This is a genomic window from Atopobium sp. oral taxon 810 str. F0209 (genome assembly GCF_000466405.1).
In the GTDB taxonomy this organism is placed as follows: Bacteria; Actinomycetota; Coriobacteriia; order Coriobacteriales; family Atopobiaceae; genus Olegusella.
This window is the reverse complement of sequence record NZ_KE952966.1, coordinates 48,509-70,648: the sequence shown is the minus strand read 5'-3', so window position 1 is coordinate 70,648 and position 22,140 is coordinate 48,509. Positions and strand designations below refer to the sequence as shown.

The following is a 22,140-nucleotide window of genomic DNA, read 5'->3' as shown; positions in this document are numbered from 1 at the left end:
CCGATATGCGCCATTGCCTCTTTTTTATATTGCAGCATTTCTGCTGGTTGGCATCTAGAACAAAATGCGTGTCCGACATACATGCAGGCGTTTAACTGATGAATGCCAGATGAAAAACGTTTTTCAGCACATGTAAGTTTTGCTATTTGGAGTGCGGGCAGGATACCAACTACAAATGGTTCATCCTTCGAAGTAAGCAAGCGTAAAACCGCTGGTCATTTTTTTCGCAAGTCCGAAGGATGAATCATCTATCGAAACGAACCATCTATCGACGTTTTGACAGCGCAGGAAAGAGTCACCGTGCATCGCCCCACTTGGGAAAAGACACCGTTCATCATCCCACCCGCAAAGGGTTCCTTTTTCACGTTTTGCTTCACAAACGGTAAATTTTGCGTCGGTAAGGAAATAGGAATCCAATTCCGATGGAGCTGAGGAATCGCGGGCCCTTTGTGCGTGTCGCAGGTCTGCGCCGTAATACGTAGTGCGTTGAGATATCGTGTGCGGTCGGCTTCTTATCTATGCTCAAACGACTTCCACAGGAGCTGTATCTGATTACATTTCTTATATATGCCTAAATCTATCCTCTAATATAGTTTCTAATCATTTGATAAGGGCAAGGGGTACTGTGGAAAATAGCATTTCATACCCCTCTTCGTTCTAACGCGCGATCTGCGCCATTTGCTGAAATTTATGTTGAAGCGTTTCTGCTGGTAGAAGAACTGTTTTGAAAGGCAGCTGTTTTCCCGTGTTTTACCGCACCTTTTGGTTTTAACAAATTCGCTGGTAGACGGCCTAGGTCTGCATTTCAAATATAAATATCTTATCCAATAACGACTCTAAATGGCGCACATCGGCCCTCAGAGCGAAAAGGGGTCTAAAAATGCTGATTTTTACGAATATCCTCTCCCATGCAAAGGGCATCAGAAGAAGTAAGTTTGAGCAAACATATCACTTGACAACATCTTTTGTGCAAGCGTGAAAGTTGCATCTCTTGAAACATGCTGGTCTAACTCAGGTTTTTACATCTCGGACTTGCTGTCATTTTTAAAAATCACTCGATTAGACGAGCAAAACATCATGAATCTAAGAGCGGCTTTTATCTTTGCGCAGCAGCCAGTCTTCAATATTGACAGCATAAAAGTCCTTGGCAGAAAAGCTCCCGGAAGCACGACTGACTACAATACGACGTTTTGCTGGGATATTAAGCGCGTCACCAACTCTTACAAGATGTCGCCCAAACTCACTGCGAAAGGTTTGTGAGGATTTAATTTCCAACAATTCAATTGAACAAGCATTAGTGGCATCGACTAAGTCGACCTCTACTTTACTGTCATCACGATAGAAGAACAGTCGCGGCTCCCTACCTGAGTTCAAATACCGCTTGGCAGCTTCCTCTACTACAAAGTTCTCAAAAATTGCACCGTAATATGGACTGGTAATCATCTGCTCTTGAGAATCGATGCCTAACAAATAACACAAAAGCCCTGTGTCATAGAAATATAGTTTCGGGGTCTTCGTAATGCGCTTACGCAAGTTCGTGAAATACGGTTGCAGCCGAAACACGATATAACTTGACTCAAGGATGGAAAGCCACGATCGAACTGTATCTTGTGCAATACCTACGTCCGAAGCGAGGCGCGTAACATTAAGCAAGCTACCAACATTCTGCGCACATAAACTAAGAAACCTACGGAAGGCAGAAATATTACGAACGTCAAGATAGTCTGCAACGTCGCGCTCTATATAGGTACTCACATAACTATCGTAAAAAACTCGCTCAGGAATCTTGACATTATACAGACGTGGATATCCACCCCGAAACAAAAACTGCTCATACGAAATTTTACGTACCGCATGCACTTCGAAAAATGAGAGTGGAAGCAACCGAACAATTCCTACGCGACCTGCTAACGATTCGGAAATTCGTTTGAGTAGCAAGAAGTTCTGTGATCCAGACAGCACATAGTTGCCCTCTCGTCCAATCTCATCAGAGACTGCTTGAATTTGGGGGAATAACTCCGGTACAAGCTGCACCTCATCCACAATTAAGGGGGCGGGATGAGCGGCAAGGAACCCAACTGGATCTACATTTGCCATAGCACGTACCTGAGCATCTTCAAGGTTAACGTAGGAATAACCTTCGAATATTTTTCTGACCAGCGTTGATTTTCCACTCTGACGAGGGCCTGTAACAGAAACAATAGGTAACCAAGTAGCAATATCGTGAGCAGTTTGTCCCATTAGACGAGGAATATAGTTTTCCTGCTTCATCAAATGCCTCCTGAAACCATAATCCACTAGTAATGATTACCATATTTCACTAGTTAAGCTTACCATAATCAACTAGTAAGCACCGCCAATGTCAATAGCAACAGGTTTCTGTTGAACCAGAATTGGCATAGTCTCTCAGGCGTTTTCTAACGCCTTGTCTTCTCAGAAGTCCCAAATGGTTATGGCGCTTTAATGACTGCGCGTTAAGAACATGGTCTAGAGGCTAGATGGGTTTACTAGAATCTAGACTGGCAGGTATATGCTGAAATAAAAGAAAGGCCCACGGGATACGCGGGTGCAATGTGCGCTTATCCCTGCTTACTCTGCGCAGAGCAAGTGGGTAAGAAACTGCCAAATGAAAAATTTGATTGCAGTTCAATAACGGGCAGTTTACCTGTCCTGCACAAAGAACACGTGGGACTAGGTTGATAACCCATAGAAAAAGCCAGACGGCACCTTTACAGGATTATCGTCCGGTCTTTTCTGGCTGATAGGGAAGAGGGTTTAAGTCTCGCCAAGATAACTACTGAACTAACGCAGGTTGGGCCTTTCTTTGCTCCATGTGTCACTGACGAGGTCCTCAGTTATGATCGTAAGACTGTCATTGACATCACATAATATTGGTATGACTTACGATATGTCTTTTGCGGGTTCGGCATTGAGCCATATTTCGTTCTTTTGGGAGGTAAGGAATATGAACGATAACCAAAGTGCTCTTTTGCGCGAACTAATTAATGCTCACGGTCCTCTTACTAGCGCACAACTTGCCAATGCCATTGGCGTGAGTTCGCGCACGGTCAAGCGTGAGATAAAACCAGTGACTGACATACTTTCTCATAATGGTGCTAGTTTGACATCAGGAAATGCTGGATACCGCGTCAAGATTATTGACAGGGATGCTTTTAGTGCTCTTAAGAAACGCCTTTCTACCAAGTTATCATCGCCTGAAAGTAACAAACAAATCGTTCTAATCGTATCCGAGCTTCTTGTGAACGATTACGTTACACAAGATGACCTCGCTAACGATCTTTTCCTCAGTCGGTCGAGTGTTGGTAAGATTATGAAGAACGTGCGCGTTTTGCTTGAGAAGCATCAAATTCTCCTTAGCAGTCGGCCGCATTACGGTTACTACCTCATTGCTGATGAGTCAACCATTCGGAATTTTATCGTCGCGTGGCTTCTTGCAGATCAGAATGTCACAAACCTTGTCAGTGATGTTGTTTTAGATAGATGTAGCGATTACCAAGAGTTTTTACGCGTCGCAACACGCAAACTTGTAGATATAGCTCTGGGCAATGTCGTAGCGGGATATGGCGACGCCGCGCTCTTCGTAGAATCCCTCGCATTCATGTAAAGTAAACGGCGAAAGCTTAATCTCGTACATCACTCTGCCGTACAAACCGCCATGGTTGTTGAGCAGGCGGTTCCCACACCTATGAATTAGCACCACTGCAAACGATGACCATCGGTTCTTGCGGTGACATCCCCAAGTATTCCAGAAGCCCTCGAAGGCATGCAAAAAGCCCGACCTTAGTGTGTCGAGCCAGGGCAGCTCATCAAGAAACACTACCTGACGCAAGCTATCGTCATTCACCTGCAGGAAGCTCTTAAGGAGGAAGAAGGCGCCTAGCCAGCTCTCTGGCTTATCACTTGCACCCATACCTTGAGGCACGAGCGAGTTATAGAAGCGATCGAACTGCTCTTTAAGTTGGCCGACGGGACACTCTTCAACCAGCAAAAGTCCTACATGCCTGAACGTGATACGTCACGTAAAAGTCTCATCCACGGGGTATATCTTGCCAACGCGGCGCCTACCCGTAGACATCCACACGACGTCGTGTCAGTCGCGACTTAGGGTGTCTATATCGCAGCAGATGCAGTAGCGCGCGATATATCCGTAGTTCGAGTGGTCCAAATGACAGTATCCCTCGGCGTTGGTACGTATGACGGGGCGATGATTCCCTTGTTGCGCAGCTCCGTCATGCCGCATGCAACCTGATCCTTCGTGAGCTCTGTGCGTGTGCAGACTTCGCTACTCGACATGACACCTATTCTGCCATTGGCAACGGCGGTATGGCAGAATACCACCATGACCGCCCAACCGGTCCTGCCGACCTACTGCTCGACATTGATGTCCAAAGCGAGCCACAAGATTGCTGCTTCTAGAGATGAAAACCACAGATGGTTCAAGTTTCGAGGTAAGTAAGCCCAATCGCAGGTTATATTTTTCAAAAACTCGAAAAACGAACCATCTGTCAAAATATAAAGGCTATGGGAAAAAACTCGGCCTGCTTTCGCAGGTCGAGAATGTATTTTTGGTCACGGGAGCTGGATTTGAACCAACAACCTGTGGATTGTGTAACTCATCGGACTCAGGAGCATCTCGGTCTCTGTCGGCTCAGACAAGGCGCCGCGACCTTCTTCGCCGTAGACCACCGCGTCAGGGAAAATGACGAGTCACTTTGTGGTGATACCTCGCGTCCCGTGAGTAAAAACCATTATTGAGGTATTATTATGGGACAGAAGGAAAGGTTCGTCAGGAGGGGCGCGCATGCAGATCATACCAGTCAAGGAGCTCAAGGACGGGGCGCACGTTTCGGAGATGTGCCACGCCACCGACGAGCCCATCTACGTCACAAAGAATGGCTACTCCGACATGGTCATCATGAGCGCCGAGGCATACGACGCGATGTCCGAGCGGGTTCGCAGGAGCGAGGCCATCGCCATGGTCGTCGAGGGCGTCGCTGCCGTGCAGCGCGGGGAGGTCCGCAACGCCTTTGAGGCCGCCAGCGAAATCAGGGCGAAGTATGGCCTATAGGGTCTTGATCTCGGCACCAGTAGAGACGTCGCTCGACGAGTCTCCGTAAGGTACATAGCGGGAAGGCTACACGCGCCGCTCGCCGCGTCGAGATTACTCGACAAGTACGAGAGGGCCTTGCATGGTATCGCCGACCACCCGCTAGCCCACGGCGTCGTGGAGGAATACCGTGCAGCGACCGGCCTCGACGTCCGCAGAAGCCTCGTTGGCAGCTATGAGCTCGACTACTACGTGGACGAGACAGAGATGACGGTATACGTCGTCGCCTTCCTCCACGGCCTGCAAGACAGGACAGAAAGACTGCTTGACAGTCTGAACTAATCAGTGGACAGAGCGTCCATCGGACGGTTCTCTACCAAATGACAGCTAGTGCTAGTCTGATTCTGACGCATACTTATGATTTAGTCCTCTCCGAAAACGAAGTCTATCTCGATGATTTTTCCCGACGGACCGGTCTTCGTGGGAGCCCTACATTGATTTGTCATGGAGAAGGAGTTTTGGAACGCTAGCACTCGCTGCGGCACCAAACGATATTCGCTTGATGTTCTATAGGTACTCAAAATGAAAAAAGCCAGAGGAACGAGCCTCTGACCTGCAATTTCATGGTCGCGGGAGCCGGATTTGAACCAACGACCTCCGGGTTATGAGCGAGTCAAGCTGGAGGTTCCGTAAATTCTCCCTCGTCTACCTCGTCTGGACGCACTGCGCTGAGCAGGTGTTTTGTGTTTTTTCGCGTCTCCAACGTTCTGCAGGAATCTGCTTCTTCTGCATCTCCAACCTCGTTTTGGCGGTCACTTTGGCGGTCACAATGTCGGTCAGAAACGGCTGTTGAAAACCGAATGGAAGGAAGTGGAGATGCAGAACCTTACCTACACCAGCCGTGGCCTGAGGAGACGGAGAAACAGCGACCGATGGGAGGCGGTCCTCTCGCACACCGACCCCGTGACGGGCGAGGTTGTGAGGACGTTCCATACGGTCGAGGGCAAGACGCGTCGGCAGGCGGAGCGCGCACGCGACGCGCTCATCCTCGATCTCGAGCGCAAGGGAGGGGCCGTCGGCTCCTCGATGAGCGTGCGCGAGCTCATGGAGCAGTTCCTCGTCTACAAGGAAGGATCGGGCACCATAGAGCCCTCGACCGTGCGCGGATACCGCGCCGAGGCGCGCCAGATAGACTCCTACATCGGAAATGTCCGCCTGGCGGACCTCTCAGTGGAGGACGTGTCGGGCTGGATGCGCGACATGAGCGCCGACGGCTATGCGCCGAAGAGCGTGTCGAAGCCCTTCCGCCTGCTCAAGCAGGCGCTCAAGTGGGGCATGGCACAGAACCTCATCACCAAGAACCCCTGCGACTTCTGCAAGCCGCCCAAGCGCGTGAAGACGCCCATCAACGCCCTGCCGCGCGAGGAGCACACCCGCATGCTGGAGCTGGCGAGGCGCGCGCAGCCGGCGCCTTTGGGCATAGCCATAGAGCTCGCCCTCACCACGGGCATGAGGCGCGGCGAGGTCTGCGCGCTCAAGTGGTCCGACCTCTCCGATGACGGCACCATAACCGTGAGCCACGCCCTGGGAAACGGCGACGGCGGCTTCTACGTGAAGGAGCCCAAGACCTCGAGCTCCCTGAGGACAATCCCCCTCACCCGGCGCACCTTCGACATGCTGCGCCTGGTGAGGGCGGACGCCGTGCGCATCGCCAACGAGTTCGGGCTTCCCTTCGGAGACCCCTACATACTGGGAACGCAGGAGGAGAAGAGCAGGCCCTACAACCCCACGCAGCTCGGCAAGGACTTCGCCGCCTTCTGCAAGATGAACGGCTTCAAGTGCACCTTCCACGACCTCAGGCACACCTTCGCCACCATGATGATCGCCGGAGGCTGCGACGTGCGAACCGTGGCGAGCTACCTGGGGCACGCGAGCGTGTCGATGACGCTGGACATCTACGCCGACGTGGATCCGGAGGCCAAGCGCGCCGCCGTGAGCAAGGTCGAGGAGAGCTTCAACGCCGAGATGAGCGGCTACGGCGACGCCATCATGGACAACGTCCTCGGTGCGCCCAAGCGCCGCGAGCCCGCGCTCAGCTTCTCGGTGGACCAGCTCAAGGCAATGCTCGCCGCAGCAGAGGAGAAGGAGGCAGGCCATGGGCGTCTTTAGGCTCGTCTGGCGCTTCGTGCGCTGGTTCTTCCGCGCCGTATCGCGCTGGATGTGAACAGATGAATAACGCTGATTTACAGCTAATAATGCATGGATACGGTTACAATTTGTACCCGTTTCCACTATAATTCGTCTGTATGAAGTTCAAAGACTACATAGCATCACACCAGGCGTTCACGACAGAGGACATCTATGCCATAACGTCGAGGGAGGCCGCGCACACGCAGCTGCAGCGCGCCGTCAAGTCCGGCGAGGTGGAGCGCGTGCGCCGTGGCATCTATGTGTCCAAGACCGGCAGGTTTACCGGCGAGGCGCCCGACCCGTTCCTTGTGGCCAGGACGGTCGACCCCGAGGCCGTGATCTCGTACCACTCCGCCCTCGTCGCCCACGGCGTCGCCCACAACGTCGGCTTCGAGTGCTCGTTCAGGTCCGCGAAGGTACGTTCGCCGTTCGAGTACGGGGGCGTCCGCTACGTCCCGTACAACCTCGACGATAACCCGCAGGCGCAGACCATGCGCTCAAAGTCGTATGGGACGGTTGGCGTGACCACGCGCGAGCAGACTCTCGTCGACTGCCTCACATACCCCGGGAGGGTTGGCGGCGTTGAGGAGGCTGTGCGGTCCTGCTCGGCGTTTCCCTACCTCGACGTTGATGCCCTGCTCGAGATCCTCGGTAGCGCTCCTGCAGCCGTCGTCGCCCGCACGGGCTGGCTCCTCGAAGCAAAGCAAGCTGACTGGGGCGTGGCGAGCGAGAAGCTCCTGTCGCTCGAAGCGAGGCTCGGGAGCGGCCCGTCCAAGCTCGACCCGAGGTCAAGGGAGAACGAGGACTGGAGCCCTCGCTGGAAGCTGTACCTTCCCGAGACAGAAGAGGAGATCCTCTCATGGGCACCATGAGCGCCGACGAGTTCGAGCCAAGGACCGTGGACAAGGTCGAGCGACTGCTCGACCTTCTGGACGAGATGGAGCGGCACCCCGCCCTCAGGGGCAAGCTGGCGCTCCACGGCGGCACGGCCATCAACCTCTTCATGCTCGACGTGCCGAGGCTCTCGGTAGACATCGACGTCTCCTACATCGGGAGCATTTCCCATGAGGGCATGCTCGCCGACAAACCACACATTGAAGAGGGCATTGAGGCCGTAGCACGAGCGCTGGGCTACGCGGTGGAGGCGCATCCCGGCGGGCACGCCGGACGCACCTTCCTCCTTCGCTATCGTGGAGACTGGGGAGTCGACCATGTGAAGGTCGACTGCATCTACATGAACCGCTCGCCCATCATGGTGCCCGTCGTGCGCGAGACGCCCGTGAGGCCGGGCGCCAAGGTCCGCACGTTCGCGGACGCCGAGCTCGCTGCCGGCAAGGTGAAGGCGTTCTTCGATCGCGTGAAGGTCCGCGACCTCTACGACGTCTCGAATCTGCTCGGCGTCTACGGGTCGCTCGAGCCCGATGGGCAAGAAACAGCGCATCGGCTCGCCCTCTACTACGCCTCGCTCTCCGCATGCTTCCCGAAACCGTTCGAGGGCAGGGAACGGCGCTTCACGGACAGGCTTTCCGAGCTCGCGGACCAGCTCTACCCGATGCTGCGCTCCTCGACCGAGCGCCCGACCCTTGAGGGGCTCATGAAGGATGCCGAGCGGTTCATAGCAGAATGGGTCCTGCCCCGGACAGACGGAGAGCACGAATACCTCGAGTGCCTCGCAGGAGGTGACTACCGGCCGGAGCTCGTCTTCCCGGACGAGTCGATGGCAAAGGCCGCAGCCGTAAATCCCGAGGCGCTCTGGAAGGTCGAGAATCTCAAGAAGATGCAAAGGTAGCGTGGCCCACCCCACACTTGTTGGAATGTAATAGACTGTAACTAGTAAACCCGCCTGGCCTCTGCCTCCGAGCACGCACACTGGCGGGTCACGAAATGCAGATCATCTTCAATGCCGCTGATTCTGTCTTCCAGAGAGCCAATAATCTGCGTTCTCATCTCTGAGGTCGTCACGTCAAAAACAACGCCAGAATCTGCCATCGTCTCCACCTCTCATTCCGCAGTGCGGGCAGCTGTTGCGCGGGTAGCCGTTGTAGAAGTCGGCGTCACCGTCGAATTCGTGGTGACGGAAGCCGTAGATGCTCCTGCTGGAGCGCATCACGGCGATCTGGGTGGGGTCGAGGTCCCGCTCGGATACGTCGTCCCATGGAGTGGCCGAGGGCGCTCGCCCGTGTCGTTTGTTGCCGCTCAAGGTGGTAGTCCTGTCCGGCTCGGAAGGACAGTGCCGTGATAGGACTACCATATCCGCCAGAAAATGGCACCGTCCCTCCGAGCCTTTTCTGTGCGGCCAGGTGATTCGGTTGTGCCGTGATTATACGCTGGGGCGTGATTTTTTCCCACCCTAGGAGGTGCACACTGCAGGGGGATTTTAGACTATACTTACTCAAAGAAATTAGCTTTGTCTTACTGCATCGATGGGGCCGACCATGCCAGACAGGATCAAGATCCCGCCCGACGCCTCCGGCCTGGAGAAGGGGCTCGGCGCAACGAGGCCCGTGCACATCGGCCCTGCGGAATGAGAGGTGGAGGCGATGGCAGCAGAGAATATCCTTCAGGGCATTCCCGACACGACCTACATACCGCTCGTGGCACGCATCTACGTGAGCAGGCGGTTCCCCGAGTACTTCCACGACGAGAAGGCGCTCTCCCTCGAGCCTGCGATCCCAACCGAGGCGATACGGGCGAACTCCAGCGAGTACGAGTGCATCGCTTCCGCCGCACGCAGTCATGTGATCGACGGGATGGTGGCAGCATTCCTGGGAAGGCACCCGAACGGCAACGTCATCTTTCTCGGCGCTGGGCTGGAAACCACCTGGAACCGCGCCGGGGTGGATACGGCACATTGCTACCAAGTAGACCTGCCTAGCGTGATCGACATCCGTCGCCGCGTGCTCGGGGATGGACCTGACGAGGAGTTCGTCGCAGGCGACATGTTCGAGATGGAATGGGCTGCCCGCATCGACGCAGGGCTTCCCACGCTGCTTGTGGTCTCGGGAGTCTGGGAGTACTTCCACGAGGAGCAGATTCTCGCCATGATAGCCGACATGAAGGCTGCTTTCCCAGAAGGCGAGCTCGTCTTCGACGCGACCAACTCCGGCGGGCTCAGGTTCACGAACCGCTATGTGCAAAAGACCGGCAACGTCGACGCGATGATGCACTTCGGCCTCGACGATCCCGAGGGTTTCGCGAAGAGGGCCGGCTGCGAGTTGCTCGAGCGCAGCGGCTTCTACGATGACGCGAGGAAGCTCGGGCGCAGGCTCGCCCTGAGAACCCGTATCTTCATGTACTTCTCAGACAAGTGGGGCCGCACGCTGGTGGTGCGCATGCGCCTGGTGGCGAAATGATGACCGTCCACGAATTCGGAAAAGAGAATGGGGATGTCGTCGTCCTGATTCATCCCTCCGCAGTGATGTGGGACTACTTCGAGCACGTCATTCCGCTCCTGCGGGACAGATTCCACCTGATCCTCCCGGCACTGCCCGGCTACGACGAGACAGCGCCCGATGAGGACTACACGAGCGTGGAGCAAATCGCCACGGAGCTTGCCGGATGGCTGGACGCGAACGGCTGTCGCCAGGTCGCGTGCCTGTACGGCTGCTCTATGGGAGGGTCGGTCGTCCTAAGGATGCTGGCCGACGAGAAGGTCGACATTCAAAACGCCGTGGTCGACGGCGGGATAATGCCCTACCGGCTGCCTTGGATTGTGACAAGGCTCATCGCCGTGCGGGATTTCCTGCTGGTGTGCATCGGCAGATGGGGTGGCGCGGGACTTTTGGAGAAGGCGTTTTCGACCGGGGAATACTCCGAGGAGGATCTGCAATACGTCTCCGAGACCCTCCGCTTCATGAGCTATAGGACGATTTGGCGGACATTCGAGTCCTGTAACAACTACCGGATGCCCGCGGAACCACAAGAATCCGAAGCGCGGGTGCAGTACTGGTGTGCGGAGGCGGAGAGGAAAGACCGCAAGTGGGATCTGGGGTACATGGAGAGGATGTTCCCGGAAGCGGAGCTCGTCATGCTTGAGGACGTGGGCCACGGCGGAATGGCGCCGGGCAGACCGCAGGAGTTCGCGGCACGGATCGAAGGGTTGGCGACTGGAGGGAGAGCGGCATGGACTACGGGATTAGGCTCAGGGCGATAGGCTGGTTCTTCGGAAGGCTGACGAGACGGAACGTCGCCGCACCCGTACGCAGGCGCGTCGCGAGAGAGTACGCCGCCATCCTGCGGAGGGCAAAGCCCATGAGCCAAGACAGCCTGGTTGCGTCGTACGCGATGGGCGCGTACTTCATCGCCATGAACCGTCACACCGGCCTCACAGCGGAGGAGAACTACCTGGCCATCGAGCACGGCTTCGAGGCGAGCTGGCTCATCCGCCGGGCTACGTGGAGCGTGGGAGGCTCCTACCTGAGCCCTTCGAAGACCAAAGGACGCCTGAAGAACGCAGCCGAGTCGCATCGGCTTCAAGGCGAGAACAACTGGGTGTTCGACATCGTGGAGCCGGACGGCATCTTCGACTTCGGGCTCGACTACACGGCATGCGGCATCTGCCGCTTGTGCGCAGACGAGGGCCACCCCGAGCTCACACCCTACCTCTGCCGCCTGGACTACCCCATGGCCGAGATGATGGGCCTGCGCCTCACTCGCACTAAAACCATCGGTGGAGGGGACGACAGGTGCGACTTCCGCTACAGCGCGAAAACGACCGAGGATAGGGAATAGCCCTGCAATCTGTGGCTGCCCCTCCTGACCTCTATCGACTGGGCCGGCACCTGGCTCTGTATCGGATCGGATTGGGTATAGCCCATGTCGTTTTTCTTTCAGACTGCGAATCAAGCAGCCTATCTTGTGCACACAACGCACGAGATAGCGTTTGTAGGCACCGGGGGTCGCACCCATCGCGCTGACGCTTCGATGACGTGCCTCCCCACCCGGATGCCAAGCGACAGGAGCACACGCGCGCGCACGCAATACGCTCCCTTGCGAGGGATGCCCCGCGCCCCTAGGAAGCCCGGATGACTGTCCAGGCAGAATGCGCCGCCTCTCGGCGCTTAGGGGGACTCATGGAGAGATACGACAGGCACCTACACATGCGCGACGCCGTGGAGCGCGTGTGGCTTGGGGGCGGCCGCCGCTCCGGGGCGCGCATGGTGCACGCGTCCCTGCCGCCCGAGCCCGGGCCCGTGGCGCTCCACCGCGTGCGCAAGTGCATGCGCGAGCCGGGCGTACGCGGCGTGACGCCCAATGCCGAGAGGCGCCCCGCGATACCCGATGGGCGCGCGCCCCCGAAGCCGGACCTGGTGGCGCGCGACCTCACCGGCCCCGTGCCCGCCTACAGGCCCGCAGGCGACATCACCTACCTGCGCACGGGGCAGGGCTGGCTGTCCCTGGCCACCGTGACCGGCCTCAACACCCGCATGGTGGTCGGGTGGGCGTGTGCCCGGGCGCATGGCCGCCGACACAGTCGTCTCGGCCCTCGGGCCGGCCCGCAGGCGCGGCTACGTGGCCGAGGGGGCCATCTTCCACAGCGACCGCAACAGCCAGCACGCCTCGGGGCTGCTGGCGCCGTGGGCCGGGGGGAAACGACGTGGGGCCCTCGTGCGGCCGCACCGGCAGCCGCCACGACGACGCGGTGGTAGAGTCGTCCATGGTGACGGTGGACGGCGAGTTCGCGCTCCTGCGCGTGGGGGACGGAGTGTTTCCGCATCCCCGAACCGGAGGTCGCGAAGACGGGAGTCACCTTTGACGGGATCATAGACGTGTTCCACTCCCTGAGAAGCGTGTACCGTAACCGCGCGGTCTGGATCCTGAACGACTCACCGTCATGCGCAAATCATATTTCTCCCGAAGAGCCGCGATGGTCTGCATCATCGGCGAAGCGTGGTGCTTATCAATGGATTGCTGGTCTCTCCAACTGTCTATGAGCAGAACCGTTTCCGAGTCATCGAGCGACTGGTAGTATTCGTAACGCAAGTTACCTTCCTCGGCGCGAATTTTAGCCACTGTACCGTTCTCAGACATTTCATGGGTAAACGCAAGAGCACTGCCGTCTTTGCCTGCGTATCTCAAATTCACTGTGATAGACATTCTTATTCTCCACAACCGCTGCCATTCAAAGGATTTCCGGTTACTTATCAGAGGTTTCCCTTTCCCCGATGGGTTTCTCATTTCAGCCAGAGGTTTCCCTCTTCGACTCAGGCAACCTTAATTTGTATCCAATTTTGCGTCTTGTTTTCGTTCAGGCAGCTTAATTGAAACAAAAATAGTTAGACAAGGCTAACTCTATGAATTAGAATGGCAATGACACACAACAAATTGGAAAAGAGGCTTACATGTACCGTTTCTCAGCATCGTCTTTTACACGCCGACAAGCCATAGCTCTTTTCGGCACCTTAGCCACTGCATCTCTTGCAGGCTGTGAAAACAATACCTCTCCCACTCCCGAGTCAAAAGAAGCGAAAAAGCCGCTCGTACTTACCACGTTTACGGTCATCCAAGACATGGCCGCAAATATTGCGGGCGACTTTTGCGACGTTCAATCCATCACAAAGGCGGGAGCGGAAATTCACGATTATGAACCAACGCCCGAAGACCTTAAGCTTGCCCAGAAAGCCAACCTGATCCTCAACAACGGCCTTGGGCTTGAGCGCTGGTTTGAACGTTTTGTCGCCGACTCGGCAGCTGAGCGCGTAGATTTGAGCCAAGGGGTCACTCCCATGAACATCTCTGAAGGAGAGTATGCGGGAGAAGCCAATCCGCACGCATGGATGTCTCCCGCAAATGGCCAAATCTACGTTGACAATATCGTAAAGGGTCTGAGTGCTTTGGTCCCCAACCATGCGGATGACTTTGCAAAAAACGGCGAGAAGTACAAGGAAAAACTTCAAAAGATCTCCTCGGATCTCACGGAAGAGCTCTCTTCCCTGCCTCAAAACCAACGCACGCTGGTAACGTGCGAAGGAGCTTTCTCGTATCTTTGCCGCGATACCGGTTTGAATGAGATCTACCTTTGGCCGGTCAATGCGTCTGAGGAAGGTACTCCTCAACAGATTGCAAAGGTGGTTGAAGAGGTCAAGAAACAGCAGGTACGTTCCGTCTTCTGCGAATCAACCGTCAGCCCCAAAGCTATGCAGCAAGTTGCCGACGAAACAGGAGCAATCCTCAAGACGGACGAAGCTCACATGCTCTATGTGGATTCGCTTTCCGAAGCAGCAGGACCGGTGCCTACATATCTCGACCTTCTTAAACACGATGCGGATGTCATCGTCGAAGGGCTCACGGGAAAGAGTGCGAACTAACATGTCACTTAACGTTTCAGAGGTATCCGCCTGGTATGAGGGAAACCAAGACAAAACACCCGTCATCCACGACATCACCTTCACGCTCAAAAGCGGCAGGCTCTGTGCCCTTGTGGGCGTCAACGGTGCCGGCAAATCAACGCTGTTCAAGGCTCTGATGGAACTCATTCCTTTCAGCGGATCCATCACGTGGAACGGACGGCCTTTCCGCGAAGCGCGTCGCCAGGGACTCATTGGATACGTACCGCAAACAGAAGCCATCGACGCCTCGTTTCCGCTGCTGGTGGAGGACGTGGTTATGCAGGGGCGCTACTGCCATCAGGGCTGGTTCCGCGTTCCTTCGCAAGAAGACCGCACACTCGTAGCTCAGGCTCTGGGGCGAGTAGGACTTTTGGAGCTGATAGACCGACCGCTCTCACAGCTTTCCGGCGGACAACGGAAGCGCGTTTTTGTAGCACGCGGCATTGCCCAGAAAGCCGAGCTTTTGCTGCTGGACGAGCCGTTTGCTGGAGTCGACGCAAAATCCGAAGCAATTATCACCCAGCAGCTCCGCCTTCTTGCAGAAGAGGGGCGCACGCTGCTGGTTTCCATTCACGACATCCATTCGGCCCGGGAGAATTTCCAAGATTGCCTGGTTATCAACAAGACGATAACCGCCCAGGGTCTTGCGTCCGATGTTTTGAGAAGCACGGAGCTTCTCGCCAGCCTGGGACTGAGCGAACACGGACATATCGAGGAGGTACCTCATGCCTGAGATTGAAATCCTCAAATACGCGTTCATGCAGCGCGCCTTGATAACGGGTCTTGCCACCGCACTCGTATGCGGCCTTTTGAGCTGCTGGATCACGCATATGGGATGGTCGCTGATGGGAGACGCCATCTCGCACTCCATCCTTCCCGGCGTAGTCATTTCTCATCTTGTAGGGCTGCCGTACCTGATAGGTGCTCTGGTTTTTGCACTTATTACGGTCATACTGGTCGGGCAGGTAAAAAAGAGTCAGATTGTCAAACCCGATACGGCCATAGGCATCGTATTCACAACGTTTTTTGCTCTCGGCACCGTCCTGATATCAAAGGTACCCAGTCAAATCAACCTTTCGCACATCCTCTTTGGCAACTTGTTGGGCGTCACCGTTCCCGACATGCTGCAGGTACTCCTCATTGGCCTTCCCATCGCACTTGTCCTTGTGCTTAAAAACAGAGACCTCACACTCTTGGCGTTCGATCCTACCCATGCGCAGGCAATCGGCCTTTCTGTGCGGTGGCTGACTTCGCTTTTGCTGATTGCCCTTGCCTTGGCCATCGTCATATCACTGCAGGCGGTGGGTGTCATTCTTTCCGTTTCGCTTTTAATCGTCCCGGGAGCCTGTGCTCGGCTCCTTACAAACCGCATGCGCCACATGCTTTGGATCTCCCCGCTTATTGCCATCATGAGTGTACTTGTGGGCATTACCGGCAGCTACTATTTCGATGCTTCGTCCGGCGGTATGATCGGCCTTACCCTTGGAGTCATCTTTTGCATTATTTTTGTTATCAGGAGCCTGCCTTCTGTAGGTTCTGTAGCGCGCGTTTAGAAAGCTCCCATCCGGATAAGGACATATCACGATAAAAAACCTCGACCTGGTTTACATCATCCGATGAACCAGGTCTTCGGCATGGAGACTAGCATGAGTATGTTGCAAAACATGTGGACACTCCTCATCTCTCGCTGGGATTTCTTTGGTGGACTGCTTCTTGAACATATCAAGATTTCTTTTGCGGCAGTTGTTATTGCCATCATCGTAGGTGGTATAACCGGCATTCTCATAAGCCACTTTCAAAGAACTGCAAAGCTCACGCTTGCCGTCATTAACTTTCTCTACACCATCCCGTCCATCTCCATGCTTGGTTTTTTGATCCCGTTCTCAGGAATCGGCAACGTCACCGCCGTCATTGCCCTAACGGTTTATGGACTGCTCCCCATGGTTATCAATACGCATACCGGACTTACCAATATTGATCCGCTGCTCGTTGAAGCTGCTGAAGGTATGGGCAGTACCACCCTGCAAACGCTTGTCAAAATCAAAATTCCTCTGGCACTTCCCGTTATTATGTCAGGCATTCGCAGTATGACCGTCATGACCATTGCTCTTGGCGGCATTGCATCCTTCATCGGCGCGGGAGGCTTGGGCGTTGCCATTTATCGCGGCATTACCACCAATAACTCAGCCATGACCATGGACGGCAGCCTCCTTATTGCCTTTCTCGCCTTAACCGTAGATTTCTTGCTTGGATGTATCGAAAAGCGCATGAAGCTCAGAAACGCCAAGGCTCACGAGCATAATAAAATTGCAGGTATTATAGGTATTGTCCTTGCTGTCATCGCTGCTGTTACGCTCTTTTTACCTTTTGGTCAGAAAGAAATTATCAGTATTGCAACCAAACCAATGACTGAACAATACATACTTGGCGAGGCACTCAAAGAACTCATCGAACACAAAACGAACCTCAAAGTAAATCTTACGCAGGGAGTCGGTGGCGGCACTTCAAACATTCAGCCCGGAATGGAGAAGGGCTCGTTCGACATCTATCCGGAATATACGGGCACTGGATGGAACCTAGTCCTAAAAAATACCGATTTCTATTCCAACGACAAGTTCTCACAACTTCAGAGCGAATACCAGCAAAAATACAATATGGATTGGCTAGGTATGTACGGATTTGAGAACACCTTTGGCCTTGCCGTCAGGAAAGACATTGCCCAAAAATATAACCTGCAGACCTATTCCGATCTTGCGCGCGTCTCAGACCAACTCAGCTTTGGTGGAGAATATGACTTTTTTGAACGTGAAGACGGTTATGCCGCCCTTTGCACAGCATATGGAATGACCTTCAAAAATACCGTTGATTTAGACATCGGTCTTAAATATGAGGCCATGAGCCAGGGAAAAATCGACGCCATGATAGTCTTTACTACTGACGGTAAACTCAATACTGCCAATGTCGTCATTCTAAAAGATGATCGCCACTTCTTTGCCTCATATCAGGCAGGTAATGTGGTACGAAGCGAAGTCTTGCAAAAACATCCTGAGCTCAAGGGTCTTCTCGACAGCCTTACCAACACCATCACCAACGAGGACATGGCCCGTATGAATTACGAAGTTGAAACCAACGGTAGGGAGCCCAAAGACGTAGCCCATGAATACCTTGTGTCCAAGGGTCTCGTGTAGGAGGTAATACCCATGGCAGCTGCAATCGAATTCAAACACATTCACAAAGCCTATGGTGAGAAAATCATCATCAGCGATTTGTCTCTTACGATTGAGCAAGGTGAATTTGTCACGTTCATTGGGTCTTCGGGTTGCGGTAAAACAACGCTTCTCAAAATGGTCAATGGTCTTACTACGCCCACCAGTGGAAACGTTCTTGTTAATGGAGAAGACATTCGCGAGAAGAACCTCATTGAGCTTAGGAGAAACATCGGCTACGCCATCCAAGGCAGTGTTTTGTTCCCACATATGACCGTTGAGCAAAATATTGCTTATGTACCCAATCTCCTTAATAAAAAGGATACCAAGCGAACCAAAGATGCCGTTGCCAAATGGATGCAAATCGTAGGTCTTGACGAAGAGTTTAAAGATCACTATCCTGCCGAACTCTCCGGAGGCCAAGCACAACGCGTAGGTATTGCCCGTTCTCTTGCGGCATCGCCAGACATTCTGCTTATGGATGAACCTTTTGGCGCGGTTGACGAGATTACCCGCAATCAGCTCCAAGAAGAAATCAAGCGTATCCACAACGAAACGAACATTACCGTCCTCTTTGTCACTCATGATATTTCCGAAGCACTCAAGTTAGGTACAAAAGTGCTGGTCATGAATGCAGGAGAGATCCAGCAATATGGAACGCCTCACGAGATCTTCCATAAACCCGCAACGGATTTTGTTAGGCAATTGGTAAACCGCGGTATCTATCAGGATCTATCTACCGAAAACGATTGATGTATCCAACCACGCATACGTATCTCCTAGGCCTCGGGAACATACTCGGTGAGACACGCATCCAAGCCGGCTTTAAGCCCTTCATGGTCCATGTGCCGGCCGATGAAGCAGAGCTTTGTTTGGCGGTCCCCTAGCCTAAAATCCCAGTCTTCGCGCAACTCGGGCTTCTCGTCAAGCAATGTTTTAAGAGCCTCAGGCGGCATGGAATCATAAAAGAGACCATTCTCGTAAAATTGCACCTGTTTACCGGCCTGTTCAAACACATAGTTCATATCGGGATCTTGCGCCACCCAAAGCGACCCCTTCACACGAATGATGCTCTTGGGCCATCCGGACACAAACTCATTCAGTTTCTTGAGGTCAAAGGGCTTGCGGCGCTTGTACACAAAGGTTGTAATTCCGTATTCAAGCACCTCGGGATCTTCATGCTCTTCCGGATGCTCCATTGCATCCATCCACGCAGCTGACGCATAAGCCTTATCAAAGTCAAAACGGTCGGTGTTGATAAGCTCGATGAGAGGAATATTTCCATTTTGGGCCTCAACAATGACCGCATCTCTTTGCAAGCCGCGTACCAGAGCCTTAAGCTCCGTCAGCTGTTTTTCAGTCACCAGATCGGTTTTGTTCAAAATCAACGTCGAGCAAAACTCAATCTGCTGAATCAAAAGGCTCTCAATGTCGTCGTCTTCTATATCGCTGGCGAGAAGAGCCTTTCCACCGCTGAACTCATCGTACATGCGCGCACAATCGACCACGGCAACGATATTGTCAAGACTCACGTGGGAGGGCTTGGAGGTATGTTGGCTCTGGTTGCAGAATGCCGAGATGTTATACGCAATGGGGATAGGCTCGCAAATACCGGATGCCTCGATAATGATGTAATCAAACTCCTCGGTACCGGCCAAATCACCAAGCTGCAAGGCAAGGTCATTTGAAAGTGTGCAGCAAATACAGCCATTTATCAGCGGGACAACATCGCTCTTTTTTGCATACCCACCATCTTGGATCAAAGCGGCATCCACATTAATCTCACCAATGTCATTCACAATAACGGCGGCGCGGATGGATTGGGTATTGGAAAGGATATGATTCAAAATGGTTGTCTTTCCTGCACCGAGATATCCGGTAAGCAGGGCAATTTTGACTTCTTTGGGATCGGCCATCACAAACTCCCGTCACGAGCCACCATCATAAACTCTCATCACGAGCCACCATCACGAGCCACCATCACTGTCCATAAAGGAGCCCCAACCAAAAGTCGAAGTTCCTGTAAATATCACGATACCGTGTAGGTAGGGTGCTATCGCAGGTACTGCTTTTATGTGCTACATCATACGCTTGATAATGAAATCAAATACCCGCGTGGGAAGCACCGAGTGCCAGAAAACACCAGCGTGCGCTCCTGCTCCCGTAAGATAGCGAGTTTTCGGTCTGCGCACGTTTACCGCTTTAAGGATGGCCTTTACCACCACACTCGGTCTGCTCGCAATCGGCCCGTTATAAATTCCCCGAATGCTGCGAGCAGTTTCGATGGCCCGATGTTCATATACGCCACTGCGAGAAGATGCCTCCAGGTGGTCGGCCGCGATATAGGGCCAGTTGGTTTTTATAAAAATTCAAAGATAAGTTCAGAACGGTTGCGCCAGAGCGCAAATTCGACCCTCGTTGCTTGCACCAGGGCGCAAAAGAGGTTTCTTTCTGCCGCAACCATATTTGCGCCAGGGCGCATGTTAATAACTACCGCTTGCGCCACACCGCAACCAGAGGCCCGTTTTCGCGGCGTTTTTGGCCACCCGCGAAAAATTTTTGGCGGTAAAATGTCGGTCGGGTTGGCGGTCAGATGTCGGTCAAAAGAAAACCCTGACCTGTCTTCACAGGTCAGGGCCTTGATTTTGGTCGCGGGGGCCGGATTTGAACCAACGACCTCCGGGTTATGAGCCCGGCGAGCTACCAGACTGCTCCACCCCGCAATATCTGGATGCGCCTTAGCGCGATATATAAAGATACGCATTAGCTCCGCCTCTGTCAAACGGCAATCCAAAATCGTGAAATTTTATTCACATCTCCTTGCACGCGTCACCAATACTGTCCTAGAAAAAAGCTATTCTGAAAGCTACAACCATTTCGAAGAACAATAATCTCGAGGGGAGCCCCATGGAAATGCGCATCACTAGTCTGCTCATTGGTTATTTCCTTGGCTGCTTTCTCACCGCAGACATCGTCTCTTACGCTTTTGCTCACAAAAGTGCCTTTGAGCTGGGAGTAGGCAACCCCGGCATGGCAAACATAGGACATGAGCTTGGTAAAGGTGCCGCACTACTTGTCCTCGCGGGTGATATCGCAAAAACTATCGCAGCATGGCTCATCGCTCGTGCACTCTTTCCTAATGTTGCTCTGCTTGCAGGAATGTGGGCGGGTCTTGGCACTACGCTCGGTCACAACTACCCTATCTGGCATCACTTTCGCGGAGGCAAAGGTGTCACCACCACCTGCTCTGCCATCATTCTTGCCTCTCCTCTGCTGGGCATTGACTCCTGCCTCTTTGGTCTACTTGTCGTAATCCTGTCGGGCTATCTCTGTGTGGGCGCCATCGCAATTTGTACCTGCTGGCTTGCTCTTGTAGCCATTGCCCACATGCCAACAGAATTTCTCCTCATTGCGGTAGCCCTGCTGGCATTGATGGCTATCGCACATGGCAGCACCCTACGAGGAATCCCCAGCGGATCAACGCCCCGCGCAGGTATTTCAACCAAAATACGTGGTATTTTGCACCGCTAACAGAAGAATAGCTACCGCTGCACCGCGTACCGTGAAACTGATACCGCACACCTTGTGCGTCAACAAAAATTTTGTCGCTAAATTGATAACCTACTTTCTGACGATAAAAGTTTTGTTGCTTTCCCCTTCTTTAGTGGATAAGCAGCACGCCGCCGATGAACTGGCATTTTGCGCCCCCTATTGCATATGCCTCACCTCATCGCGGTGATGGCATTCGCCTTTGGAGGATTGGCGATGGGCACGTTTGCACTAGTCATAGTTATCGGCTTGGTGCCTCTACTGTCAGTTTTGATTGAGTGGATTGGCGATTCTGGCATCTCCGAGCGCCACCACAGCCATCACGATACCTATCTCGTGCCTCGCTCAATTTCCTCTACGCTCATGTTGATGATGACATTTGTCGGTGTATTGGGCCTCGTTGCCGGCTGGCTCTGCTCGGTAGGCGTTTTTACTGCAGATGCTATTTCGGTCTACACTTTTTTTGCTTCTTTTTTAGTGGTGGCTTTTATTATGTGGCTCGGCATCCGTCGCTATCGTGTGACAACCTTTGCAGACTCACTCAATGTAACTCCATTTTTTGGTAGCACAAAGAAAATCCGCTATGACGAGATCCAGCGAATGCGTTGGTTGCGCAGTTATTTGGGCAGTGGCTACCGCAGCTTGCTTATTTATGGACAATCTACCCATGCCTTTCTCTGGGGCACTCTTGACCTCGAACAAATCCTCTCGCGCATTAACCGATTTGATGTCATGAGTCACAACGAGACAGACCTCAAAATCTAACGGTCGCGCTATCATAGAGCCTGGCACGAAACCC

21 protein-coding genes and 1 tRNA gene are annotated in these 22,140 nt (G+C 53.7%); 16 read left to right on the top strand and 6 right to left on the bottom strand.

The window, feature by feature from the left end:
- Both HMPREF9069_RS09630 and HMPREF9069_RS07605 read right to left on the bottom strand, forming a co-directional pair.
- Window positions 1–200: hypothetical protein (locus tag HMPREF9069_RS09630; protein ID WP_021626659.1), on the bottom strand; the 200-nt coding region annotated here is incomplete at its 3' end.
- Window positions 201–1,083: 883 nt separating this feature from the next.
- Window positions 1,084–2,271: an ATP-binding protein gene (locus HMPREF9069_RS07605; RefSeq protein ID WP_021626657.1), complete on the bottom strand. Its 1,188-nt coding sequence runs from the start codon at window positions 2,269–2,271 to the stop codon at window positions 1,084–1,086.
- Window positions 2,272–2,965: 694 nt separating this feature from the next.
- Here HMPREF9069_RS07605 and HMPREF9069_RS07600 point away from each other — a divergent pair.
- The 6 genes from HMPREF9069_RS07600 to HMPREF9069_RS07575 all read left to right on the top strand — a co-directional run bounded on the left by HMPREF9069_RS07600 (window position 2,966) and on the right by HMPREF9069_RS07575 (window position 9,047).
- A complete protein-coding gene (locus HMPREF9069_RS07600; RefSeq protein ID WP_035438832.1) occupies window positions 2,966–3,625 on the top strand; it encodes a helix-turn-helix domain-containing protein in 660 nt (219 codons plus the stop codon).
- A gap of 1,197 nt (window positions 3,626–4,822) precedes the next feature.
- Window positions 4,823–5,089, top strand: coding sequence for a type II toxin-antitoxin system Phd/YefM family antitoxin (locus tag HMPREF9069_RS07595; RefSeq protein ID WP_021626654.1), 267 nt, complete (start codon window positions 4,823–4,825; stop codon window positions 5,087–5,089).
- A 54-nt stretch (window positions 5,090–5,143) separates the two neighbouring features.
- Window positions 5,144–5,410: a type II toxin-antitoxin system RelE/ParE family toxin gene (locus tag HMPREF9069_RS07590; RefSeq protein ID WP_084170363.1), complete on the top strand. Its 267-nt coding sequence runs from the start codon at window positions 5,144–5,146 to the stop codon at window positions 5,408–5,410.
- A gap of 534 nt (window positions 5,411–5,944) precedes the next feature.
- Window positions 5,945–7,237: a tyrosine-type recombinase/integrase gene (locus HMPREF9069_RS07585; protein WP_051317826.1), complete on the top strand. Its 1,293-nt coding sequence runs from the start codon at window positions 5,945–5,947 to the stop codon at window positions 7,235–7,237.
- A gap of 137 nt (window positions 7,238–7,374) precedes the next feature.
- Window positions 7,375–8,130 carry a type IV toxin-antitoxin system AbiEi family antitoxin domain-containing protein gene (locus HMPREF9069_RS07580; protein WP_021626651.1) on the top strand — a complete coding sequence of 252 codons (756 nt, stop codon included), beginning with the start codon at window positions 7,375–7,377 and terminating at the stop codon, window positions 8,128–8,130.
- Window positions 8,118–9,047, top strand: coding sequence for a nucleotidyl transferase AbiEii/AbiGii toxin family protein (locus tag HMPREF9069_RS07575; RefSeq protein ID WP_021626650.1), 930 nt, complete (start codon window positions 8,118–8,120; stop codon window positions 9,045–9,047). Before HMPREF9069_RS07580 ends, HMPREF9069_RS07575 begins: the two co-directional genes overlap by 13 nt.
- A gap of 41 nt (window positions 9,048–9,088) precedes the next feature.
- On the opposite strand, the gene HMPREF9069_RS09275 is transcribed toward HMPREF9069_RS07575, so the two are convergent.
- Window positions 9,089–9,247 carry a hypothetical protein gene (locus HMPREF9069_RS09275; protein WP_021626649.1) on the bottom strand — a complete coding sequence of 53 codons (159 nt, stop codon included), beginning with the start codon at window positions 9,245–9,247 and terminating at the stop codon, window positions 9,089–9,091.
- A 551-nt stretch (window positions 9,248–9,798) separates the two neighbouring features.
- On the opposite strand from HMPREF9069_RS09275, the gene HMPREF9069_RS07570 reads away from it, so the two are divergent.
- From HMPREF9069_RS07570 to HMPREF9069_RS07560, 3 genes are read left to right on the top strand one after another with little or no spacing between them, the layout of a single operon-like run.
- Window positions 9,799–10,611 (top strand): class I SAM-dependent methyltransferase, encoded by an 813-nt coding sequence (locus HMPREF9069_RS07570; RefSeq protein ID WP_021626647.1) that lies wholly within the window; start codon window positions 9,799–9,801, stop codon window positions 10,609–10,611.
- Window positions 10,608–11,411 carry an alpha/beta fold hydrolase gene (locus HMPREF9069_RS07565; protein WP_021626646.1) on the top strand — a complete coding sequence of 268 codons (804 nt, stop codon included), beginning with the start codon at window positions 10,608–10,610 and terminating at the stop codon, window positions 11,409–11,411. The genes HMPREF9069_RS07570 and HMPREF9069_RS07565 overlap by 4 nt, the downstream gene beginning before the upstream one ends.
- Complete coding sequence (locus HMPREF9069_RS07560; protein WP_021626645.1) at window positions 11,381–11,989, top strand: L-2-amino-thiazoline-4-carboxylic acid hydrolase; 609 nt, start codon at window positions 11,381–11,383, stop codon at window positions 11,987–11,989. Before HMPREF9069_RS07565 ends, HMPREF9069_RS07560 begins: the two co-directional genes overlap by 31 nt.
- 1,029 nt (window positions 11,990–13,018) lie before the next feature.
- Here HMPREF9069_RS07560 and HMPREF9069_RS07550 read toward each other — a convergent pair.
- Complete coding sequence (locus tag HMPREF9069_RS07550; RefSeq protein WP_051317823.1) at window positions 13,019–13,354, bottom strand: putative quinol monooxygenase; 336 nt, start codon at window positions 13,352–13,354, stop codon at window positions 13,019–13,021.
- A gap of 245 nt (window positions 13,355–13,599) precedes the next feature.
- On the opposite strand from HMPREF9069_RS07550, the gene HMPREF9069_RS07545 reads away from it, so the two are divergent.
- The 5 genes from HMPREF9069_RS07545 (at window position 13,600) to HMPREF9069_RS07525 (ending at window position 18,545) form a co-directional block, all read left to right on the top strand.
- On the top strand, window positions 13,600–14,565 hold the full coding sequence (locus tag HMPREF9069_RS07545; RefSeq protein WP_021626642.1) for a metal ABC transporter substrate-binding protein: 966 nt from the start codon (window positions 13,600–13,602) through the stop codon (window positions 14,563–14,565).
- Window position 14,566: 1 nt separating this feature from the next.
- The gene (locus tag HMPREF9069_RS07540; RefSeq protein WP_021626641.1) at window positions 14,567–15,319 is read left to right on the top strand and encodes a metal ABC transporter ATP-binding protein; all 753 of its coding nucleotides are present in this window, start codon (window positions 14,567–14,569) and stop codon (window positions 15,317–15,319) included.
- Window positions 15,312–16,139, top strand: coding sequence for a metal ABC transporter permease (locus tag HMPREF9069_RS07535; protein WP_021626640.1), 828 nt, complete (start codon window positions 15,312–15,314; stop codon window positions 16,137–16,139). Before HMPREF9069_RS07540 ends, HMPREF9069_RS07535 begins: the two co-directional genes overlap by 8 nt.
- A 93-nt stretch (window positions 16,140–16,232) precedes the next feature.
- A complete protein-coding gene (locus HMPREF9069_RS07530) occupies window positions 16,233–17,774 on the top strand; it encodes an ABC transporter permease/substrate-binding protein (protein ID WP_156894187.1) in 1,542 nt (513 codons plus the stop codon).
- A gap of 12 nt (window positions 17,775–17,786) precedes the next feature.
- Window positions 17,787–18,545 carry an ABC transporter ATP-binding protein gene (locus tag HMPREF9069_RS07525; RefSeq protein WP_021626638.1) on the top strand — a complete coding sequence of 253 codons (759 nt, stop codon included), beginning with the start codon at window positions 17,787–17,789 and terminating at the stop codon, window positions 18,543–18,545.
- Window positions 18,546–18,571: 26 nt separating this feature from the next.
- Here HMPREF9069_RS07525 and HMPREF9069_RS07520 read toward each other — a convergent pair whose 3' ends face one another.
- Window positions 18,572–19,708 carry a CobW family GTP-binding protein gene (locus HMPREF9069_RS07520; RefSeq protein WP_021626637.1) on the bottom strand — a complete coding sequence of 379 codons (1,137 nt, stop codon included), beginning with the start codon at window positions 19,706–19,708 and terminating at the stop codon, window positions 18,572–18,574.
- 730 nt (window positions 19,709–20,438) lie between these two features.
- Window positions 20,439–20,515: transfer RNA gene (locus HMPREF9069_RS07510), tRNA-Met, on the bottom strand.
- 184 nt (window positions 20,516–20,699) lie between these two features.
- On the opposite strand from HMPREF9069_RS07510, the gene HMPREF9069_RS07505 reads away from it, so the two are divergent.
- Window positions 20,700–21,323 (top strand): glycerol-3-phosphate acyltransferase, encoded by a 624-nt coding sequence (locus tag HMPREF9069_RS07505; RefSeq protein ID WP_021626635.1) that lies wholly within the window; start codon window positions 20,700–20,702, stop codon window positions 21,321–21,323.
- 234 nt (window positions 21,324–21,557) lie between these two features.
- The gene (locus HMPREF9069_RS07500) at window positions 21,558–22,106 is read left to right on the top strand and encodes a hypothetical protein (RefSeq protein WP_035438826.1); all 549 of its coding nucleotides are present in this window, start codon (window positions 21,558–21,560) and stop codon (window positions 22,104–22,106) included.
- Window positions 22,107–22,140 lie beyond the last annotated feature (34 nt).

Coding starts and splice junctions, on each gene's coding strand:
- HMPREF9069_RS07550 (WP_051317823.1), bottom strand. CDS start 13,354: ATGTCTATCACAGTGAATTTGAGATACGCAGGCAAAGACGGCAGTGCT.
- HMPREF9069_RS07535 (WP_021626640.1), top strand. CDS start 15,312: ATGCCTGAGATTGAAATCCTCAAATACGCGTTCATGCAGCGCGCCTTG.
- HMPREF9069_RS07580 (WP_021626651.1), top strand. CDS start 7,375: ATGAAGTTCAAAGACTACATAGCATCACACCAGGCGTTCACGACAGAG.
- HMPREF9069_RS07545 (WP_021626642.1), top strand. CDS start 13,600: ATGTACCGTTTCTCAGCATCGTCTTTTACACGCCGACAAGCCATAGCT.
- HMPREF9069_RS09275 (WP_021626649.1), bottom strand. CDS start 9,247: ATGGCAGATTCTGGCGTTGTTTTTGACGTGACGACCTCAGAGATGAGA.
- HMPREF9069_RS07505 (WP_021626635.1), top strand. CDS start 20,700: ATGGAAATGCGCATCACTAGTCTGCTCATTGGTTATTTCCTTGGCTGC.
- HMPREF9069_RS07570 (WP_021626647.1), top strand. CDS start 9,799: ATGGCAGCAGAGAATATCCTTCAGGGCATTCCCGACACGACCTACATA.
- HMPREF9069_RS07575 (WP_021626650.1), top strand. CDS start 8,118: ATGGGCACCATGAGCGCCGACGAGTTCGAGCCAAGGACCGTGGACAAG.
- HMPREF9069_RS07530 (WP_156894187.1), top strand. CDS start 16,233: ATGAGTATGTTGCAAAACATGTGGACACTCCTCATCTCTCGCTGGGAT.
- HMPREF9069_RS07595 (WP_021626654.1), top strand. CDS start 4,823: ATGCAGATCATACCAGTCAAGGAGCTCAAGGACGGGGCGCACGTTTCG.
- HMPREF9069_RS07605 (WP_021626657.1), bottom strand. CDS start 2,271: ATGAAGCAGGAAAACTATATTCCTCGTCTAATGGGACAAACTGCTCAC.
- HMPREF9069_RS07525 (WP_021626638.1), top strand. CDS start 17,787: ATGGCAGCTGCAATCGAATTCAAACACATTCACAAAGCCTATGGTGAG.
- HMPREF9069_RS07500 (WP_035438826.1), top strand. CDS start 21,558: ATGGGCACGTTTGCACTAGTCATAGTTATCGGCTTGGTGCCTCTACTG.
- HMPREF9069_RS07540 (WP_021626641.1), top strand. CDS start 14,567: ATGTCACTTAACGTTTCAGAGGTATCCGCCTGGTATGAGGGAAACCAA.
- HMPREF9069_RS07565 (WP_021626646.1), top strand. CDS start 10,608: ATGATGACCGTCCACGAATTCGGAAAAGAGAATGGGGATGTCGTCGTC.
- HMPREF9069_RS07520 (WP_021626637.1), bottom strand. CDS start 19,708: ATGGCCGATCCCAAAGAAGTCAAAATTGCCCTGCTTACCGGATATCTC.
- HMPREF9069_RS07560 (WP_021626645.1), top strand. CDS start 11,381: ATGGACTACGGGATTAGGCTCAGGGCGATAGGCTGGTTCTTCGGAAGG.
- HMPREF9069_RS07585 (WP_051317826.1), top strand. CDS start 5,945: ATGCAGAACCTTACCTACACCAGCCGTGGCCTGAGGAGACGGAGAAAC.
- HMPREF9069_RS07600 (WP_035438832.1), top strand. CDS start 2,966: ATGAACGATAACCAAAGTGCTCTTTTGCGCGAACTAATTAATGCTCAC.